Origin of the sequence: Pontibacter sp. H249 (assembly GCF_037892465.1) — a bacterium.
Classification (GTDB): Bacteria; Bacteroidota; Bacteroidia; order Cytophagales; family Hymenobacteraceae; genus Pontibacter.
This window is the reverse complement of the sequence record NZ_JBBKTR010000014.1, coordinates 1-17,379: the sequence shown is the minus strand read 5'-3', so window position 1 is coordinate 17,379 and position 17,379 is coordinate 1. Positions and strand designations below refer to the sequence as shown.

At 42.8% G+C, this 17,379-nt stretch carries 18 protein-coding genes; 8 read left to right on the top strand and 10 right to left on the bottom strand.

Translation table 11 applies throughout. From position 1 onward, the window contains the following. Positions 1-79 precede the first annotated feature (79 nt). Positions 80-814, top strand: a complete 735-nt coding sequence (locus WG943_RS15970; RefSeq protein WP_340410523.1) for a glycosyltransferase family 2 protein — start codon at positions 80-82, stop codon at positions 812-814. Here the strand turns inward: WG943_RS15970 and WG943_RS15965 are convergent. Further along, positions 802-2,250, bottom strand: coding sequence for a hypothetical protein (locus WG943_RS15965; protein ID WP_340410522.1), 1,449 nt, complete (start codon positions 2,248-2,250; stop codon positions 802-804). The two genes, WG943_RS15970 and WG943_RS15965, sit on opposite strands and share 13 nt — an antisense overlap. A 260-nt stretch (positions 2,251-2,510) precedes the next feature. Here WG943_RS15965 and WG943_RS15960 point away from each other — a divergent pair, with 260 nt between their 5' ends. Beyond that, positions 2,511-2,711 (top strand): hypothetical protein, encoded by a 201-nt coding sequence (locus WG943_RS15960; RefSeq protein ID WP_340410520.1) that lies wholly within the window; start codon positions 2,511-2,513, stop codon positions 2,709-2,711. A gap of 171 nt (positions 2,712-2,882) precedes the next feature. Here the strand turns inward: WG943_RS15960 and recG are convergent, their stop codons facing one another. The 6 genes from recG to mutY form a co-directional block, all read right to left on the bottom strand. Further along, the gene (recG, locus tag WG943_RS15955) at positions 2,883-4,982 is read right to left on the bottom strand and encodes an ATP-dependent DNA helicase RecG (protein ID WP_340410518.1); all 2,100 of its coding nucleotides are present in this window, start codon (positions 4,980-4,982) and stop codon (positions 2,883-2,885) included. A 104-nt stretch (positions 4,983-5,086) separates the two neighbouring features. Then, on the bottom strand, positions 5,087-5,497 hold the full coding sequence (locus WG943_RS15950; protein WP_340410517.1) for a hypothetical protein: 411 nt from the start codon (positions 5,495-5,497) through the stop codon (positions 5,087-5,089). A 40-nt stretch (positions 5,498-5,537) separates the two neighbouring features. Beyond that, positions 5,538-6,080 carry a gliding motility lipoprotein GldD gene (gene gldD / locus WG943_RS15945; RefSeq protein ID WP_445323641.1) on the bottom strand — a complete coding sequence of 181 codons (543 nt, stop codon included), beginning with the start codon at positions 6,078-6,080 and terminating at the stop codon, positions 5,538-5,540. Between the two features lie 37 nt (positions 6,081-6,117). Further along, positions 6,118-7,485, bottom strand: a complete 1,368-nt coding sequence (gene gldE, locus WG943_RS15940) for a gliding motility-associated protein GldE (protein WP_340410512.1) — start codon at positions 7,483-7,485, stop codon at positions 6,118-6,120. A 26-nt stretch (positions 7,486-7,511) separates the two neighbouring features. Next, positions 7,512-7,967: a single-stranded DNA-binding protein gene (locus WG943_RS15935; RefSeq protein ID WP_340410510.1), complete on the bottom strand. Its 456-nt coding sequence runs from the start codon at positions 7,965-7,967 to the stop codon at positions 7,512-7,514. Between the two features lie 103 nt (positions 7,968-8,070). Continuing rightward, positions 8,071-9,162 carry an A/G-specific adenine glycosylase gene (mutY, locus tag WG943_RS15930; protein WP_340410509.1) on the bottom strand — a complete coding sequence of 364 codons (1,092 nt, stop codon included), beginning with the start codon at positions 9,160-9,162 and terminating at the stop codon, positions 8,071-8,073. Between the two features lie 323 nt (positions 9,163-9,485). Between mutY and WG943_RS15925 the strand changes: the two genes are divergently transcribed. The 3 genes from WG943_RS15925 (at position 9,486) to WG943_RS15915 (ending at position 12,520) form a co-directional block, all read left to right on the top strand. Next, a complete protein-coding gene (locus tag WG943_RS15925; RefSeq protein WP_187068752.1) occupies positions 9,486-9,791 on the top strand; it encodes an HU family DNA-binding protein in 306 nt (101 codons plus the stop codon). A gap of 61 nt (positions 9,792-9,852) precedes the next feature. Continuing rightward, the gene (locus WG943_RS15920) at positions 9,853-10,713 is read left to right on the top strand and encodes a tetratricopeptide repeat protein (protein WP_340410506.1); all 861 of its coding nucleotides are present in this window, start codon (positions 9,853-9,855) and stop codon (positions 10,711-10,713) included. A gap of 208 nt (positions 10,714-10,921) precedes the next feature. After that, on the top strand, positions 10,922-12,520 hold the full coding sequence (locus tag WG943_RS15915) for an Rne/Rng family ribonuclease (protein ID WP_340410505.1): 1,599 nt from the start codon (positions 10,922-10,924) through the stop codon (positions 12,518-12,520). A gap of 69 nt (positions 12,521-12,589) precedes the next feature. Here the strand turns inward: WG943_RS15915 and WG943_RS15910 are convergent, their stop codons facing one another. Next, the gene (locus tag WG943_RS15910) at positions 12,590-13,264 is read right to left on the bottom strand and encodes a porin family protein (RefSeq protein ID WP_340410504.1); all 675 of its coding nucleotides are present in this window, start codon (positions 13,262-13,264) and stop codon (positions 12,590-12,592) included. Between the two features lie 70 nt (positions 13,265-13,334). Here WG943_RS15910 and gldB point away from each other — a divergent pair, with 70 nt between their 5' ends. Then, positions 13,335-14,336, top strand: a complete 1,002-nt coding sequence (gldB, locus tag WG943_RS15905; protein ID WP_340410502.1) for a gliding motility lipoprotein GldB — start codon at positions 13,335-13,337, stop codon at positions 14,334-14,336. 18 nt (positions 14,337-14,354) lie between these two features. Beyond that, a complete protein-coding gene (locus WG943_RS15900; protein WP_340410501.1) occupies positions 14,355-15,554 on the top strand; it encodes a glycosyltransferase family 4 protein in 1,200 nt (399 codons plus the stop codon). Between the two features lie 54 nt (positions 15,555-15,608). Here WG943_RS15900 and WG943_RS15895 read toward each other — a convergent pair whose 3' ends face one another. Both WG943_RS15895 and WG943_RS15890 read right to left on the bottom strand, forming a co-directional pair. Further along, positions 15,609-16,121 carry a YdeI/OmpD-associated family protein gene (locus WG943_RS15895; RefSeq protein ID WP_340410499.1) on the bottom strand — a complete coding sequence of 171 codons (513 nt, stop codon included), beginning with the start codon at positions 16,119-16,121 and terminating at the stop codon, positions 15,609-15,611. A 45-nt stretch (positions 16,122-16,166) separates the two neighbouring features. Continuing rightward, the gene (locus tag WG943_RS15890) at positions 16,167-16,550 is read right to left on the bottom strand and encodes a nuclear transport factor 2 family protein (protein WP_340410498.1); all 384 of its coding nucleotides are present in this window, start codon (positions 16,548-16,550) and stop codon (positions 16,167-16,169) included. 242 nt (positions 16,551-16,792) lie between these two features. Between WG943_RS15890 and WG943_RS15885 the strand changes: the two genes are divergently transcribed. Then, positions 16,793-17,269, top strand: a complete 477-nt coding sequence (locus tag WG943_RS15885; protein ID WP_340410497.1) for a hypothetical protein — start codon at positions 16,793-16,795, stop codon at positions 17,267-17,269. The last annotated feature ends 110 nt before the right edge of the window (positions 17,270-17,379 follow it).

Below are 17,379 nucleotides of genomic sequence, written 5' to 3'. Positions count from 1 at the left end.
AATTTATTCTCATCTATACTGAAAGTATACATTGTTTTTACGTATGGAGAATGGCGCCCCGATTGTACTATAATAAACTATGAAAGTCACTTGTCTTATACCTTGTTTTAATGAGCGGGAGCGAATCTCCCAAGTGTTGGATGTAATTGTCGGCACAAACTGTATACATCAGGTAATTTGTGTGGATGATGGATCTGAAGACGGAACTGCAGAGTTTATACAAGAATACTGGCCTCAGGTAGAGATTGTACGCCTGTCGCAGAACCATGGTAAAACAGCTGCCATAGCAAAAGGAATAACATATGTGCGGCACGATGTATTACTTATGATGGATGCAGACCTGCAAGGCTTGCAAAAGGATGAGCTAGAGGCGGCGCTGGAGGCCTATACCCAATACAACAGTATCGATATGATTATTATGAGGCGAGTCAATTCGCCTTGGTTTGTAAAGTGGTACCGAAGTGATGTACTTCTTTCCGGCGAGCGTATTCTGAGAACATCAGACTTGCAGCAGGTGCTAAAGCAAAAGCTGAAGTGTTATCAACTTGAGGTTGCAATAAACCGGTATATGCTGCGCCACAAAAAAGTGGTTCGCTGGATGCCATGGTCTGCCATCAACACTTACAAAGTTGACAAGCTGGGGGTAATAGATGGCTCGCGCAAAGAATTTAAAATGTATGTGGATATTGTTAACTATGTAGGCTTTTCACATATGTGCTTGCAATTAGCTTCTTTTACAAAGAGGCTAAGGTACAAAAGCCCACCTGTACATGCAGAGCAAAGACAGCTATACTCTAATACTTACTTCAGCTGAAGATAATGCAGCCTTAACCCAGTTTCTCTCTTACGCGGGCGAACAACCACTATTATACCCTTATCAGATAACCATGTGGTAAAGTCTTTTACATAAGCCAATTCTTTGTCGTTGGCCATGTTCAGGCGCACTCCTTTAGGTGAGCTGGCTTCACCGTTTTTAGTGCTTATCTGGCGGAGGTATAAATCATACTTCCCATTTAGCTCTTCGATAGTAAGAAGATTAAGGGTGTTGCCGCTGAGGTGTGCACGATAAGAAATACCCGAGAATGCTTCGCTAGCAGGTGCTTGCTGGTTTTTAAATAGTATAGAAGTCCAGGAAGGGCTCATGTATTCATCATAGGAAAATAAGTGAAGTTCCTTTGCAAAGTATGGCGCGCCCTCACCGCCTTCAGTATATTTTTTTTCAGCTATTACTGTTAGGTGGTTATCTTCTGAAAGCAGAATGTCTGAAAGGTAAATATCTTCTAGGCGTGTGCTGCTTTTATCAAGTGCAACTACTTTGCTTACATAAGCTTCTGTAAACTTAAACTCCTCTGCAAATATCATGTCGTCGGCTTCAAAGTCAAACTTTACAGTTTTTAAGCTGTAATATCTGCCGCTCTTCTCTTCTGCTGTAAGCACCGCACCATACAATGTGTTGTTAGGCATCAACTCAAATTTAGAATCGAGTATGTATACTTTCTGCCCGTTATACATGCCACCTACCAACACACTCATTACTTTTGCGGCTTTCACACCCGGAGTATACTGCCCTACAGTTAAGCGGTTCATGTTCTCAGAAATCAGGCAGATGTACTGCGATCCACTGTTGCTCACTTTTAAATCGGCGGTAAGTATGCCGTTTATATCGTTCAGATTATACTTTGTTTCTGCTATTTTCTGAAAGTTGCCATCATATAAATTGCCACTGATATCTTGTATCTGGTGGCGCTGATCGGAGTGGTAGCGGTAAGCAAGAATTTTAGAGCCATCAGCTGAAGTAGCTATACCTGCTCTGCGTCCTTTTGCAGGTGCTTCTAACAAAAGTACGGGGTCTTGTTTTTGCCCAGATTGTAGGTTTATGCGGTGGCCGTAAAGCTGTTGTGTGGTTTCGTTGGTGCGGCGGGTAATAACAACTGCTGCATCTGCTGACTTTGTAAAGGCTTCTACAGTTCCGGTAGCATCCATTGTGATGGAGCTCTTCCAGGCTTTCTTTAAGTTGTCATTATACTTTTCTATGGCATACTCATTTTTGTCTTGCCTGCTAAGTATGATAAACTCATTTGCGTTTAGCCGGATAGTTTTACGAGGAATCCGTTGGTTATACTGATCTTGGCCTTTTTCGGGCAGGTACACAAAATCTGCAGATGCCTTGGTTTTAGATTGTGCCAGTGTGGTATTTGTGCCGTTAAGCAGACACAGTAGCATAAGTATAGAGAGGAGATGGCTTTTCACAAAAGTATAGTTGGTGTACGAGTATATGTAAATGTATAAACGTTCTTAATAACCAGCAAGTATAGATTTTACGCTATTGTTTCTCGTGGAACTTGTTTATACAGCGTGTCTATACATAGGAATTCTTAGACAAATGTTTCGAGCGGTCACATTATATATTCTGACTGCTAAAGAGGTATGAAGTGCGTTTACCTAATATATGAGCCCTACTGTAACCTGGCGCTGCTCGTTTAAGTAAATCTCATCATACAGCACATATTATGAAATCTATTCTCAAGCTTATGTTATTCATGGGAATTATTCTCGTGAGTAAAGTAACTAAGGAAAATGAGATAGCAACTGCAAGTGCAACCACGAAAACAGAAAAGTTAGAAGGATCTTTTACAAATTATCAGCAGCAGATAGAAGAGCTAAATGAGCAGGAACAAGCAAAGAAAGAGGCTGCAAAGGTAATTTATTAAAGTAGGAGGAGTACAGGAGATAAAACTTTACAAAACCAGCCTTAACAGTACCGTTTTCTTAAAGCGTATATTCTAATTGCGCTTTGTTGTTTTGTTGCGGCTATATTTTTATTCCTGATGCAGTGCCGGCTCTACAAGCAGGTGCAACAGTATATGTACAGTATACTTAAATTAGCTAATGCGGCTCCAGTTTACCGTGTTGGCACTAAGTGATTGTATATGACGGCGAATATTGGCATGCTGTGGCAGTTCTAGCTGTGAATCCTCTGCTAGTATACGTTGTGCTGCGGCACGAGCTTCTTGTAGTATAGGCGCGTCTTTAGCCAAATCTGAAATCAGCAGGTCCAGCACACCGCTTTGTTGTGTACCCATCAAATCTCCGGGGCCACGCAGTTTCAGGTCGATGTCGGCAATTTCAAAACCGTTGTTGGTACGCACCATTGTCTCCAGACGTGTTTTGCTGTCTTTGCTCAGTTTATAACCCGTCATAAGTATACAATAGCTCTGCTCGGCGCCACGACCTACACGGCCCCGCAACTGGTGCAGCTGCGACAACCCGAAACGCTCGGCACTTTCAATGATCATCACAGATGCATTTGGCACATTTACACCAACCTCAATTACAGTAGTGGCTACCATGATCTGTGTCTCGTTTCGTACAAAGCGCTGCATCTCGTAATCCTTATCCTGAGGTTTCATCTTGCCATGCACCATACTTACCTGGTACTCCGGGAACGCCCGCTTCACACTCTCAAAGCCATCCATCAGGTCTTTGTAATTCTCCATCTGCTCCGACTCTTCAATTAGCGGGTACACAATGTATATTTGCCTGCCAAGCATGATCTGTTCGCGCACAAACTGAAACACGCGCAGGCGGTGGCTATCGAATCGGTGTACAGTTACAATCTCTTTACGCCCGGCTGGCAGTTCATCTATCACCGAAACATCCAGGTCACCATATAAAGTCATGGCCAAAGTACGGGGAATAGGAGTTGCCGTCATTACGAGCACGTGCGGGATAACACGCGGATTTTTGCGCCATAGTTTAGAGCGCTGTTCCACACCAAAACGGTGCTGCTCGTCTACAATACAAAGGCCTAGGTTATGGAACTGCACTACATCCTCGAGCAGGGCATGTGTACCCACAATCATCTTCATCTCGCCGGAGCGCAGTTGCTCGTGCAATATCCTACGGTCTTTTGTCTTGGTTGAGCCGGTCAGTTTGCCAATGTTTATACCTAACCTATCTGCAAAAGCCTTTAAGCCTACAAAGTGCTGGTCTGCCAGAATCTCAGTTGGTGCCATCAGCACCGATTGTGCCCCATTATCAGCTGCGATCAGCATGGTAATAAAGGCTACAATAGTTTTGCCTGAACCCACATCACCCTGTAGTAGCCGATTCATTTGTTTGCCTGCTGTTAAATCCCCATAAATCTCTTTCACCACCCGCTTCTGCGCATTGGTTAAGTCAAAGGTCATGTGGTTTTTATAGAAATCCGTGAGGGTAGAAGTATTTTTAAATATCTGCCCCTTCAGGTCGGCTTTGCGCACTACTTTTTGGCGGAGCAGGCGCAACTGCACATAAAAAAGCTCCTCAAATTTTAGCCTGAACTTAGCCGAGTTATACTTTTCGGTTGATTGCGGAAAATGTATGTTGATCAGCGCCGTACGCTTATCGGTAAGGCGATAATGATCGATCAAGTCAGGGCAGAGGGTTTCCTGTATATTTGGCACAGCCACCTTCAGGAGGTGCTCCATCATCTTACTGATGACTTTACTATCGACGCGGTGTGCCTTTAGTTTTTCGGTAGTGTTGTACACAGGCTGCAGAAAGGCATTGGTTTGCTTCTCCTCGCCAAGCTCCTCTAGCTCCGGGTGGGCCATACTAAACTTGCCGTTGAACTCAGTTGGCTTTCCAAATACAATATAGTCTGTATGGTTCTTCAAGCTTTTCTGCATCCACTTCACACCCTTAAACCATACCAACTCTAGTTGGTCACCGTTTTCATCTACCAGCGTTGCCGCAAGACGCTGCTTACGGCCTTCTCCAATTACTTCTTTGCCACGCACACGGCCCTTTACCTGCACATAAGGCATGCTTTCGTCCAATTCTGCTACTTTATAGAATTGGGTGCGGTCTAAGTAACGGAAAGGGTAATGCTGAATGAGGTCGCCATAGGTGAAGATTTGCAACTCTTTCTGCAGCAGCTCCGCACGCATTGGCCCTACGCCTTTTAGAAACTCAATTTTAGTATGGAAAAAGTTGCTCAATGTCTTCGGCTATACTTGGCTGATAAGGGTTAACGTATAAGTACAAATTTAAGAAAAAGCCCCGACAGGTATAGGTGCTGACGGGGCTTTTACTTTATGTTATTTTAAACAAGATGCCTTCCAATAGCAGCATTCCTGCCTATAATTATTAAAAAGGGGGATATTATTGATAACAATACATAAAGCCATACAGCAACTTTTACATAACTAGTATCAGCCCATGGCTTATTGTTATAATGATGATAGATTTTTGAAGTTTTACCATGCCTTACAAATAGGAGGTATGCAAGGCCAGCGCTTACGATTAACGTTGTCCAAACATAAAGCCTATTTATGTTAAAATAAACATAAGGGTCTTGTAAGTAGATAACTAATATTGTCAGGCCAAGGAACTGCGCGGTAAATACAACAGTATAAATAATAGTTGCCCTACCTAATGGGGAGTAGGTTTTAGGATCCTCACCTTTATTATAGTATTTAAAAATTATGTAATACGTGAGATGTAAAAAATTCATAAAACCAAGAGCGGCTTCTTAAGCTTAATAGATTAATAAACTACTTCTTCTCCGTCCACTGCAGTGTATTCAGCATGTGGATGATATCCTTTTTTACAAACTCGATGATCGGAGCAAGGGAGTCGTTTTGAGTTGCGGTTCTAAAGTATAAAGCGCCTCTTAAAAAATGTGTAGTAGAGTCGGTTACGTAAAACTGGAACTGACTTGGTACCTCACCCTCCAGTTCAAACACAGAAGCTATGTCTCCGGAAGGTGTTTTAACTTCGGCCTCCTCAATAGAATATGCTTTGATCTGGTGCTTACCGGTAAGCTTACGAGCATCTTCTATCATATCGTTCAAGGCCTTTCCGCTGCCTTGCAGATCTTTGTAAGTTAACTGCACATCAGCACCCAAGTTAGGATACATGATATGTATCCAGTGCGGCTGCGCGATAGTAGACGAGTCGGGGCGTACTTTGGCGTGTTGCGAATGCTCAAAAGTATAGGGGTGCTCTGCTTGTAGCTGCTGATAGGTTTGTTCAGGCAAGTCAATGCGATTATATCCTTTAGGCTTTGGTGTATACTCCGCACCACAGGCTACCATACTTGCTGCTAAAGCAAACCACAAAAATACCTTTAACTTAGCTGGCTTTATGGTAATGTTCTTTTTTGTTTCTGACATTTATTTTTACTCGTTTTACGCGCTTGGCATCAGCCGACTCTACTGTAAAGTGGAAGCGGCTATACTGTGCTTCTTCGCCTACGCGCGGTATCCGTGAGAAAAGCGCAAGCATTAGGCCGGCAACTGTTTCGTTTTCGCCTTTTACCTCGTTAAAGGCATCAAAAGGCAACTCTGCTATCTTGCAAAAGTCATGCAACGATGTTTTGCCATCAAAGATAAAGGTATTTTCGTCTAGTTGAGAGTATATAATATCGTCATCGTCGTCAAACTCATCATTAATCTCACCAACAATCTCTTCTATAATGTCCTCCAGCGTAAGCAAACCAACCGTGGTGCCATATTCGTTTATCACAATGGCCATGTGCACATGCTTCTCCTTAAAGTCTTTGTATAAATCTGCAATGCGCGTGTTCTCTGGTATATAAAACGGTGGCCTTAGCAGCTTAAGCCAATTAAAATCATCTCCTTGGTCCAGGTATGGCAGCAGGTCTTTTACATAAAGTATACCATCAATCCTATCGGTACTTTCCGTATACACTGGCACACGCGAGTAACCCCATTTTACGATCTGTGGCAGCAGTGCAGTAAACTTTGTATTGGCATCAAAAGCAATAATATCCAGGCGAGGCCGCATAATTTGCTTTACTGTTATAACTCCAAAGTTTACGACTCCACGCAATATTTTGCGCTCTTCTGGAGAGGTCTCTTCGTTGGTAAGGGCTACATCTAGGCTATGGTGTAATTCTTCTATAGTATGGTTGTAGCCGCGTATCATGTAGTGCTTATCAATATAATTGCTGATACCCGACATAATCCAGGACAATGGCTTTGCTATAGCCTGCATGTATTTAATAAGCGGTACGGTACTACGGGCAATTGCCAGCTGGCGCGTCTGCACATATACTTTAGGCAACAACTCTCCAAAGAACACGATGAAGAATGTTAGAAACAAAGCACATGCTACTAAAGTAGGTGTAGGCAAAGACCTGGTAGAAGATAGCTGCCAGGCTATATAGGCAAAGAAAGTAATAATACTTACGTTGATGCCATTGTTAAACACCAATAGCGTGTTGAGAAGCTTTCTTGGATTTTGTAACAGGTGGTAGATACTGCGCTCATTAGGGTCTGAGCTGTTTTTACAATTATCAAGTTCCCGCTCTGATAGAGAAAAAAAAGCTGCTTCTGCCCCCGAAACAAGGGCAGAAAGCAGCAAAAGGATGAAGCCAGCAAAAACCGCCGCTATATATTCTATCCTGAGTTGGTCAAACGACGTCTGGAATAACTGAAGTAAGCTATAACTCAGGGGGTCAGGGTCTGTACTTTCCAAAATTACCTAATTAGGTCAAACATAAATTAGAACGGTAGGTCGTCTGGCTCGTCGTTCTGTGCAACAGACTTGCCGCCACCGTAGTTACCGCCAGCAGATGCTGTAGGGGCAGCAGCTCCTTGGAAGTTCCCTCCCTCTGATGAGCCTTCGCCACGGCTACCCAGCATTGTCATGCTATCTGCCACGATTTCGGTAGAATAACGCTGGTTGCCTTCTTTATCCTGGTACTGACTCGTTCTGATCTTGCCTTCGATAAAAACAGACTGGCCTTTGCGCAGGTACTTTTCAGCTATCTCAGCTAAACCGCGCCATAGCACGATGTTGTGCCATTCGGTTTTTTCCTGGCGTTGTCCGTTTTTGTCTTTGTACGATTCAGAGGTTGCCAGCGGGAATCGGGCTACAGCCACGCCGCCTTCTAAATGACGTACTTCAGGGTCTTTGCCCAGATTTCCGATAAGAATTACTTTGTTTACACTTGCCATGCTTTTTTGTCTTTAATAGTTAATTGATTTGGGCTACTCCGGCAACCAAGCCGGAGGCAATATGGCTTACTGAATTACAAATATAGTGTTATAAAAGTTCAGTTTATAAATGTACTAAAATCTTAGCATCTTTCAAATAGTTGCTGATCAAAACTGGCTTCGGAAGTTCATCTATTTTTTCGGGACTATAAAGCGCTAAACGGCTCTCTTTCAGTACCTCATCTCTTAAACCATTTTTAAGTTTAAAGTGATAAAAATGAGCTGTGATTTTCTGGTGGCTGAGGATGTGTTTGTATTCTTTAGCCGGTAGTATAGACGGAGAGTTGCTTAACTCTATTCCAGCCTCGGCCAACTCTTGTACAAGCACTTCCTGTTCTAAATGTTTACTGTCAGATTCGTATAGGTAAAAATCGTAAAGCCCCTGCCAAATATCACCCTCCAAACGCTTACGCAGGTAAAAGTTGTCTTCGAACTCCAGCACGATGTAATGGAAAAACCTTGGCCTTGACGCTTTGGCCTTCGATTTTATAGGCAATTCCTGCACCATGCCATGATTAAAGGCAAAACAACTCTGCTGCAACGGGCAGAACAGGCAATCGGGCATAACAGGTGTGCATTGAATAGCCCCAAACTCCATAATGGCCTGGTTGTAAGTATCCGTTTCATCGGTTGGAACCAGATCATCGGCCAGTTTTTGGAATACCTTGCGTGAGGCAGGTGCGGCAATATCCTCTGTAAGGCCAAAAACACGTGCAAGCACTCTAAATACATTGCCGTCTAGTACTGCTACTTTCTCCTTGAAGGCAAATGAAGCAATGGCCGCAGCAGTGTAACTGCCCACGCCCTTTAATTTTAGAAGCTCCTCATACTTATTTGGGAAGTTGCCGCTATACTGCTCTACCACTAATTGGGCTGTATGGTGCATGTTGCGGGCACGGGAATAATAACCTAGTCCCTGCCACAGCCTTAATACCTCGTCTTGAGGGGCAGCGGCCAGATCTTGTACGGTGGGGTAAGCCTCTATAAATTTTATATAATATGGCATACCTTGGGCTACACGGGTCTGTTGCAGTATTACCTCCGAGAGCCAGATGTAATAAGGATTTAAAGTTTCGCGCCACGGTAAAGCGCGCTTATGTTGGTTATACCATTTTATTAATGTTTGCGCGAAGTATGGTGTAGGCGTAAGTGCCATAGTATAAATTAATTGGCCTCTGTTGTAATTAAAGGGAACAGGCAAATGTAATCAATTGTTCTGTACGAGATCTTTATTAAGCCAGACCTGAAATATAACTGAGCATAGGTCGTTAAGGTGGTGTTATACGGTGCAGGTGTTGCATTAAATCAAATATTCAGGTTAAAAAGGTAAGTATCAGCCTGTAATAATTTGCTCGAATGCTTTTACATATCGAAAAGTAAAACTACCTTTGTGCCCCGAAAATCAGCAAGTTGTTGTAACTAACTGATTATTAAAAGGTGGAAATTATCTTATTATTAAATTTATAAAAATCTAAGAAAGTGACTAAAGCAGAAGTAATATCAGAAATTGCTGATAAAACAGGGATTGATAAGGCGGATGTACAGGCTACAATTGAGGCTTTTTTCAAAGTAGTAAAAGACTCTATGGCTGATGGCAACAACATCTACGTGAGAGGTTTTGGTAGCTTTGTGAACAAGAAGCGCGCGAAAAAAGTAGCACGTAACATCTCTAAAAATACGTCTATCATTATCGATGAGCACTTTATTCCGAGCTTTAAGCCGTCTAAAACTTTCATCCAGAAGATCAAGAACAGCAAAAAAATCAAAGAATTAGCTACTGCTTAATTTTTTGTATCTTTGCAGCGGAATTTTAAAATCATTGCATAACTAACTAAAGGTAAAAAGAATGTCACGGTCACAAATATTCATCGTTGTACTTGCTGTAGCGTTGATAGCCGCTATATTCTTTTTGCCTAAAGTAGTAGTGAATGACGATAAAGATAACTTAGCGAAAGGCGAAACCACTGCAGCTATACCAGAGGGGCACTCTGAGGATGATGGTCATAACCATGGGGCTGAAGAGAGTGCAGCAGGCGTACATACGCAGGCGACACCAGAGCAGCTAATGGCATTGACCACAGCACGCTCAAAGTATAATAAAGCAACTGATACTCAGGCAAAGAACCGTTTGGCGGCTGAACTGGGTGATGCTTATGCAGCTGCCTCTAAGTATGACAGCGCCGGTTATTATTTTGAAATAGCAGCAAACGCCCGTGGTGGCGAGAAGAGCTACAAGAGAGCCGGTGATGCTTATTATGAGGCTTTTACATTTGCAGCAACTCAGGAGCGTGCAAACGAACTGGGAAACAAGGCTCGCAATATGTATGAGCAAGTGCTGAAAAACAATCCGTCTGACCTGGATGCGAAAACAAACGTAGCTATGACGTATATCGCAACTTCAAACCCGATGCAGGGAATTACACTGTTGCGCGAAGTTATTACTGCGAATCCAAAGCACCAGAAGGCACTGTTTAATTTGGGTATACTTTCTATCCAATCTAACCAGTACGATAAGGCAGTGGAGCGTTTCCGCGATTTAGTAGCTGTGAACCCACAGCATGTGGAAGCTAATTTCTACCTTGCGTTATCGTTAGCTAACACAGGCGAAAAAGAGGAAGCTAAAACTTTATTTAATAAGGTGAAAGGAATGAGCAATGACCCAGCCCTTAACACCTCGATAGATGAAGAGCTGGCGAAATTAAATTAGAGTTAAAATATTTTTTAAAACATAAACGTACAAGACTATGCCTTGCGGAAAGAAAAGAAAAAGACATAAGATCGCTACACACAAGAGAAAGAAGCGTCTAAGAAAAAACAGACATAAGAAGAAGTAATTTCTTCTGCGTAGTATGAGGCCCACATTGCGTTGCAATAGTGGGCTTTGGTCTATACATCCAACTAATCTTTGAGAGAAATTGAGTAATGAACTAATTATCAATTCTACTCAGGATGGAGAGCGTATTGCACTTTTACAGGACAAGAGACTGGTTGAGTATCACTTCGAGCGTAAAGACACAAATTACATCGTAGGTGATATTTTTCTGGGTACTGTAAAGAAAGTAATGCCAGGCCTAAATGCTGCTTTTATTGATATTGGCTACCAAAAAGATGCGTTTCTGCATTATCATGATTTAGGTGCCAATGTTAAAACGCTTAATAAGTATTTAAAAGCAGCTCAGACTCAGAAGAACGCAACGCCTAAACTTAACCAGATAAAATTTGAGCCAGAGATAGACAAACTGGGCAAAATAGCTGATGTACTTAAAAAAGGACAGCAGCTGTTGGTGCAGATTGTTAAAGAACCTATCTCTACTAAAGGCCCAAGACTTTCCTGCGAGTTATCCTTAGCAGGCCGCTTTTTGGTACTCGTGCCGTTCTCAAACACGGTAAGCGTATCTAAAAAGATTGTCAGTAAAGAAGAACGCACCAGGTTAAAGCGTTTGATCACCTCGATCAAGCCGGAAAACTTTGGTGTGATCATCAGAACCGTGGCAGAAGGCCGCGAGGTAGCAGAGCTCGACAGAGACCTGCGGAATATGCTCGCTAACTGGGAAGAAGGCTTTAAGACGTTGAAAACGGCAAAACCATGTGACAAGGTCATTGGTGAACTGAACCGTTCTTCTTCCATTTTGAGGGATTTGTTAAATGAAAGTTTTGACAACATAGTAGTTGACGATAGCCAGCTGTATGAAGAGATCAAAACGTACATCGGCAGTATTGCACCGGATAAGTTAAAGATCCTGAAGCAGTACACCGGTAAAACCAAAACCTACGAACACTTTCACATTGAGAAACAGCTTAAGGCTGCTTTCGGTAAAACAGTAACTATACCAGGTGGCGGATACCTGGTAATAGAGCATACCGAAGCATTGCACGTAATCGATGTAAACAGTGGGAATAAATCTAATACCGAAACCGATCAGGAGGCAACAGCGCTACACGTGAACCTGATGGCTGCCAAAGAGGTGGCACGACAGCTTCGCCTTCGGGATATAGGTGGTATAATAGTAGTAGACTTTATTGATATGAAGTCGCCGGAAAACCGCCAAAAAGTCTATGAGGTTGTAAAAGAAGAACTTAAAAGAGACCGATCAAAATCTACGGTTCTTCCGATCTCAAAATTCGGCCTGATGCAAATTACAAGGCAGCGCGTAAGGCCAGAGCAAAATATAGTAACCGGAGAAGTTTGCCCAACCTGCAACGGCACTGGTAAAATAACAGCCAGTATTCTGGTTACAGACGAAATTGAAGCAGCGGTAGACGACCTGCTGACAAGCCACAACCACAAAGGCCTTACAGTTTACCTGCATCCGTTTGTGTACGACTATTATACCAAAGGTATGGTATCTAAACAAACAAGATGGTTCTTTAAGTACTTTAAGTGGGTTAAGCTGATTAAAGATACATCACTAGGCATTACAGATTTTAAAGTAATGGATGATCGGGGTGATGAAATAGAATTGCGTACCGCGGCAGTAGAAATGCTGGAGGTACACGACAAAGACGAAGAGTAAAAGATATACTTTAAACAAAAAAGCCGCTCCAACTTATTGGAGCGGCTTTTTTGTTTAAAGTATTAGTTGTTAAAACTTAACGCCTACATCTAATGAGAACCCGCTATTCTTTATACCAATATTATCGTCGGCTAAAATATCACGGTAAAAGTCATCTATGTTAGACAAACCTCTATGGTAGGTAAGGCCGGCAAACAACTTAGTACTTTCTCCCATCTGAAACTCTGCGCCACCGCCAAGAATAGCGTCGGCCTCAAAAATGCTGAAACGTTTTGAAACTTTCTCTTCATTTATCACCTTCTCATTGTTCACGTTTGCCGAGACCCTGGTGTTAAGAGAGCCGCCAACCTGAAAGTATAAAATAGTGCCTGGCGCAACTTCATTTGTGAAAAGTTTAAGAGAGATAGGTAGCTCAATGTACTGAAGCGAGATATCATCTTTGCCCTGTGTTGTAATCGTTGCACCATTTTCTTCACGATCATAACGGTAGGAAAGCTCGCCGCCTTTGCTGCGATAAATTATACCAGTGCTAAATGCATAGTTTTGGGCAAAGAAATAGTCGGCAACAACGCCAATGCCTAAGCCTAATTTACCACCTTCGTTTTCGAAATTATACTTATCTTCTGCAATAAAACGTGGACTGGAAATAGTAGGAGAGACCATTAAGCCAATCTCTACCTGAGCCATAGATGTGAATCCAACAAGTAAAAAAAGTGCAAGGAGTGTGATTTTCTTCATGTGCATAGTTAAATTGAAGCATTAGTGTTACACTAATACGTAAGAACCCTCTATTTTTGTACAAATATACACGATAATGTATTATAGATTTCTAATACTGGCAGTACTGATACTCTCTTTTGGGTGCAAAAACAAAGGCTGCGAAATACCCGACGAAGTAGCAAACATACCTATAAAGGTAGAGATTGAGCGACTGGAGAAACCATTTTTCGAAGCTGAATCAAAGCAGGAAATGGCACAGTTTTTAAATGGCAATCCACTGTTTGCAGAGATGTACCTGCAGCAAAGCGAATATCCGTCTAATTCTGTTCTGGTTAACTCCCTGTTACCTATAGCTACAAATGCATCATTAGATACACTGGTGCAGGAAGCCGAGAAAAGATTTGGGAACATGGAAGAGGAACGTGAGCAGCTGGAACTGGCATTTAAGTTTATCAAGCACCATTACCCGGACTTCAACCCTCCGCAGGTAAAAACTTTTATAACAGGTTTGGGATCATTAGGTAACGACTTGTTTGTATCGGATACACTACTGGTGTTTGGCTTGGATTATTTTATTGGCAAAGGCGCAACCTATCGGCCACAGGCTTATGAGTATATACTTGAGCGCTATGAGCGGGAGAAAATGGTGCCTGCAGCTATACTGTTGCTGTCTAACCGTTTTAATAAGGCTAATCTTACAGACAGAACTATGCTGTCGGAGATGATAAATATGGGTAAGGCATATTACTTTGTTAAAGAGGTAATGCCGTGTACACCGGATTCACTTATTGTTAGCTATTCTGAACAACAGCTGGCGGATGTGCACCATAACGAGAGCCGTATCTGGGCTCATTTTGTAGAGAAGAGTCTTCTGTATGAAAAGAATCCTTTTCAGATACAAAAGTACATAGCAGAGCGCCCTTCTACGCCAGAGATAGATAAAAATGCTCCAGGCCGTTTAGGTACTTGGCTAGGCTGGCAAATTGTACGAACATACATGGAGCGCAACCCGAAAGTTACACTACAGGAGTTAATGGCTGAGACCGACTATCGGAAGATATTTAACGAATCGAAGTACAAGCCTAAGAAAAAGTAACCCGAGGGATTTGCCCTGATGCATATAGCCATATTTAACCAGCACCACCACAACCCTGACTGCCCTGCCACGTGCAGGCATTATACTTTTTTGCAGGAGCTGGCAAAGCGGCATCAGGTAACGCTTATTACCAGCAACGGGTGGCGTAGCATCAGAATAACCAATAAGTATAGCTGGGCACCGAAAGGAGTGAAGCTGCACGAGTGTGAAGTGCCTTATGCCAATAGAATGGGTGTTTTGCAGCGCTTATTTTCGTTTGCCGGTTATGCAGCCTACAGTTTCTGGAAAGGATTAATTATGCCTAAACCAGATGTAATATGGGCAGTCTCAACACCACTTAGTACCCCTTTTGTAGCCTCGCAGGTGGCGCGCATGCGCAATATACCTTGGGTATTTGAAGTGCAGGACCTTTGGCCAAGCTTTCCAATAGAGATGGGAGCTGTAAAGTATACATGGATGCAGCGCCTGCTTTACCGCATAGAGAAGAACCTGTATAATAATGCCAAACATATTGTTGCTCTATCACCGGATATGACAGCTTACGTACAAGAGGTAGGTATATCTGCGGCTAAGGTTTGCACGAACTATAACGGCACAGACCAAGACCAGGTAGATGCTATAACAGAGCAGCAGGTAGAGGCCCTACGACAGAAAATGAACCTACAGGGTAAACAGGTAGTGCTTTATGCAGGTACCTACGGCCGCGCCAATGATATTCCTACTATAATGCAGGCTATTGAAAAAATGGCTGCAGATGAAAGTATAAAGTTTATACTTACTGGCAACGGTTATTATGAACAGCAACTAAGAGAGTTGGCAGCAAGGGTGCCCAACTTGCTGCTCCTGAAACCACAGCCGCGTCCGGAGGTTTTTAAACTGTTTAAGCTGGCAGATATTTCGCTTGTTACTTTCAACGATCTGCCGGTGCTTGCCAGCAATTCTCCATCTAAATTCTATGATAGCCTTGCCTGCGGCACTCCTGTTATTGTTACCAACCCCGGCTGGACAAGGCAGTTTACTGAGGAGCATCAGGTTGGTTGGTACGTGCCTGCAGAGGAGCCAAAGGCTTTAACGGAAAGAATAAGTTGTGCACTAAGCGAGCCGGAAGCAATAAAAGCAGCTGGTGCCAGAGGCGAGGCAATAGCCCGGAAACTTTTTAACAGGCAGGAGTTAGTGCAAGAGGTAGAACAGGTGCTATTTGCAGCCGCAAAAGTGTAGCATTTGTAGGGGCAGACCGTGGCTTGTTCCCATAAAGTATAAACTGTATTAACTTTACTTGCCTAACATCTCTCGGAAAGATTCTTTGCCCATTGGCAGCTTCTTTAAATTCTCGATCAAGAGTATGGCCCTGTCTATACGCAACTGGCTGCTTTTTACACCGGCTACATAGTGTATAATGTAGCGTTGCCTGCCGGGGGTTAAATTATCAAAGCGCCGCCTGCCTTCTGGGTCTTGTAATAATAGCTCTTCCAGTTCTTCGGGTACATCCATGCCATACTTACTGGTGTCTTTCTCAAGCTTTACCCATACTTCTGAGCCAGCTTGTAATGCCAGTTGCTTCAGGCGTTTAGTGTTGATGCTAATGTAGCCGCAGCCATTTCCTAACGCCACCAATCCTCCTTGGAAGGTAAGGCTATCGTTAACAGTGCATAGCAAGCGCACATTATACTTGCCGCCTAGTTGTTGCACCACATCTTGTGGCACTTCCAGGTAGTGCATGCCTATAAGGTGTGCCAGTTTATCTATATGTGTTTTATACTTTATTTCAGGAAAAGCTGCTGTCATGGTTGGTGTGCAAAGTATAGGTTAATTATTAAGTGCTGAGGCAGCTTAACTATAGTCTTTTAACTCAATTATCTTGTTATCAGCAAATATAAAAACAGATTTGCCTTGAAGTGAGATAGTATCTCCTGCTTTAAGATTATCAGATAAATCTACTGCAAGTATAGCTTTGTAATCAATAGTTACCTCTACCTCGTGCCCTTGCTCCTGAATATTTTTTATACTTTGCTCGCGCTGAGTAAAGTATGTTTTTGCCAGCTCTGCCTGCTCCCTAAAGGCAGTCTTTCCTGTAATAGCCAAGGTTACATTGCTTCCTGATATATTCTGGAATTTTACATCCTCATGCATGTACTGCAGCATGCTATCAACATCAAACTGGTTGTAAGCTTCTATGTACTTTTGGATAATGTGCCGGAGGGTTTGGTTTTCCATAGTGTAGCGGGTTTTATCTTATAAGTAAGTTAAGCAACTTGCACAAATAATGCACTAATGCAGCGTACGGAAGTGTAATTAATGGTAGCTGGTGCTTAATCTTATTAGTACATTTTTTAAGTTGCTTATTTCTTACCCTTGTTTTTTGGCACAGCTTTTGGATATGGCAATATACAGGGCAAGTAACTCTAGGTTAAGGCTCTGCTAACGATTAAATTATCTAACCTATATAAAGAAATAAGATGAAAAAGATCATAGCAATATTATCGCTGGGTGTGCTGATGGCCGGTACAACGTATGCGCAGGAAGCACCAAAAAAGGAAAGGAAGCTGCGTACAGAGCAACGCGGTGAGCGCATGCACAAGCAAAGAAAGTCACCGGAAGAGATGGCTGCCAAACGCACCGAAATGCTTACTAAAAGGTATGACCTGAACAAATCGCAGCAGAAGAAGCTAGAGGCGCTACATTTAAAGCGGGCACAGGAAAAGAATGTTCTTCATGCTAATAGAGGCGAAGCCAGAAACAAAGAGAGCATGCGCAGCGAAAGAAAAGCAAGCAGAGCACGTTACGAAGCCGAGTTGAAAGAGATACTGAACAAAAAGCAGTATGCCCAATATGAGGCTGATAAAGCAGAGATGCGCGCTAAGCATGAGCAGAAGCGTGAGCACCGTAAGGGCCAACGCGGCGAAAGACAGCAGCAGCAAAGAAGCGAAAGATAAGAGAATGCAAAAGGGGAGGCTACATAGCCTTCCCTTTTTTATTTGTAGCAAAGTATAAGTTACTCTTTAAGCACCATATCAATGCACATAACGGCACCAAGTATAAGCAA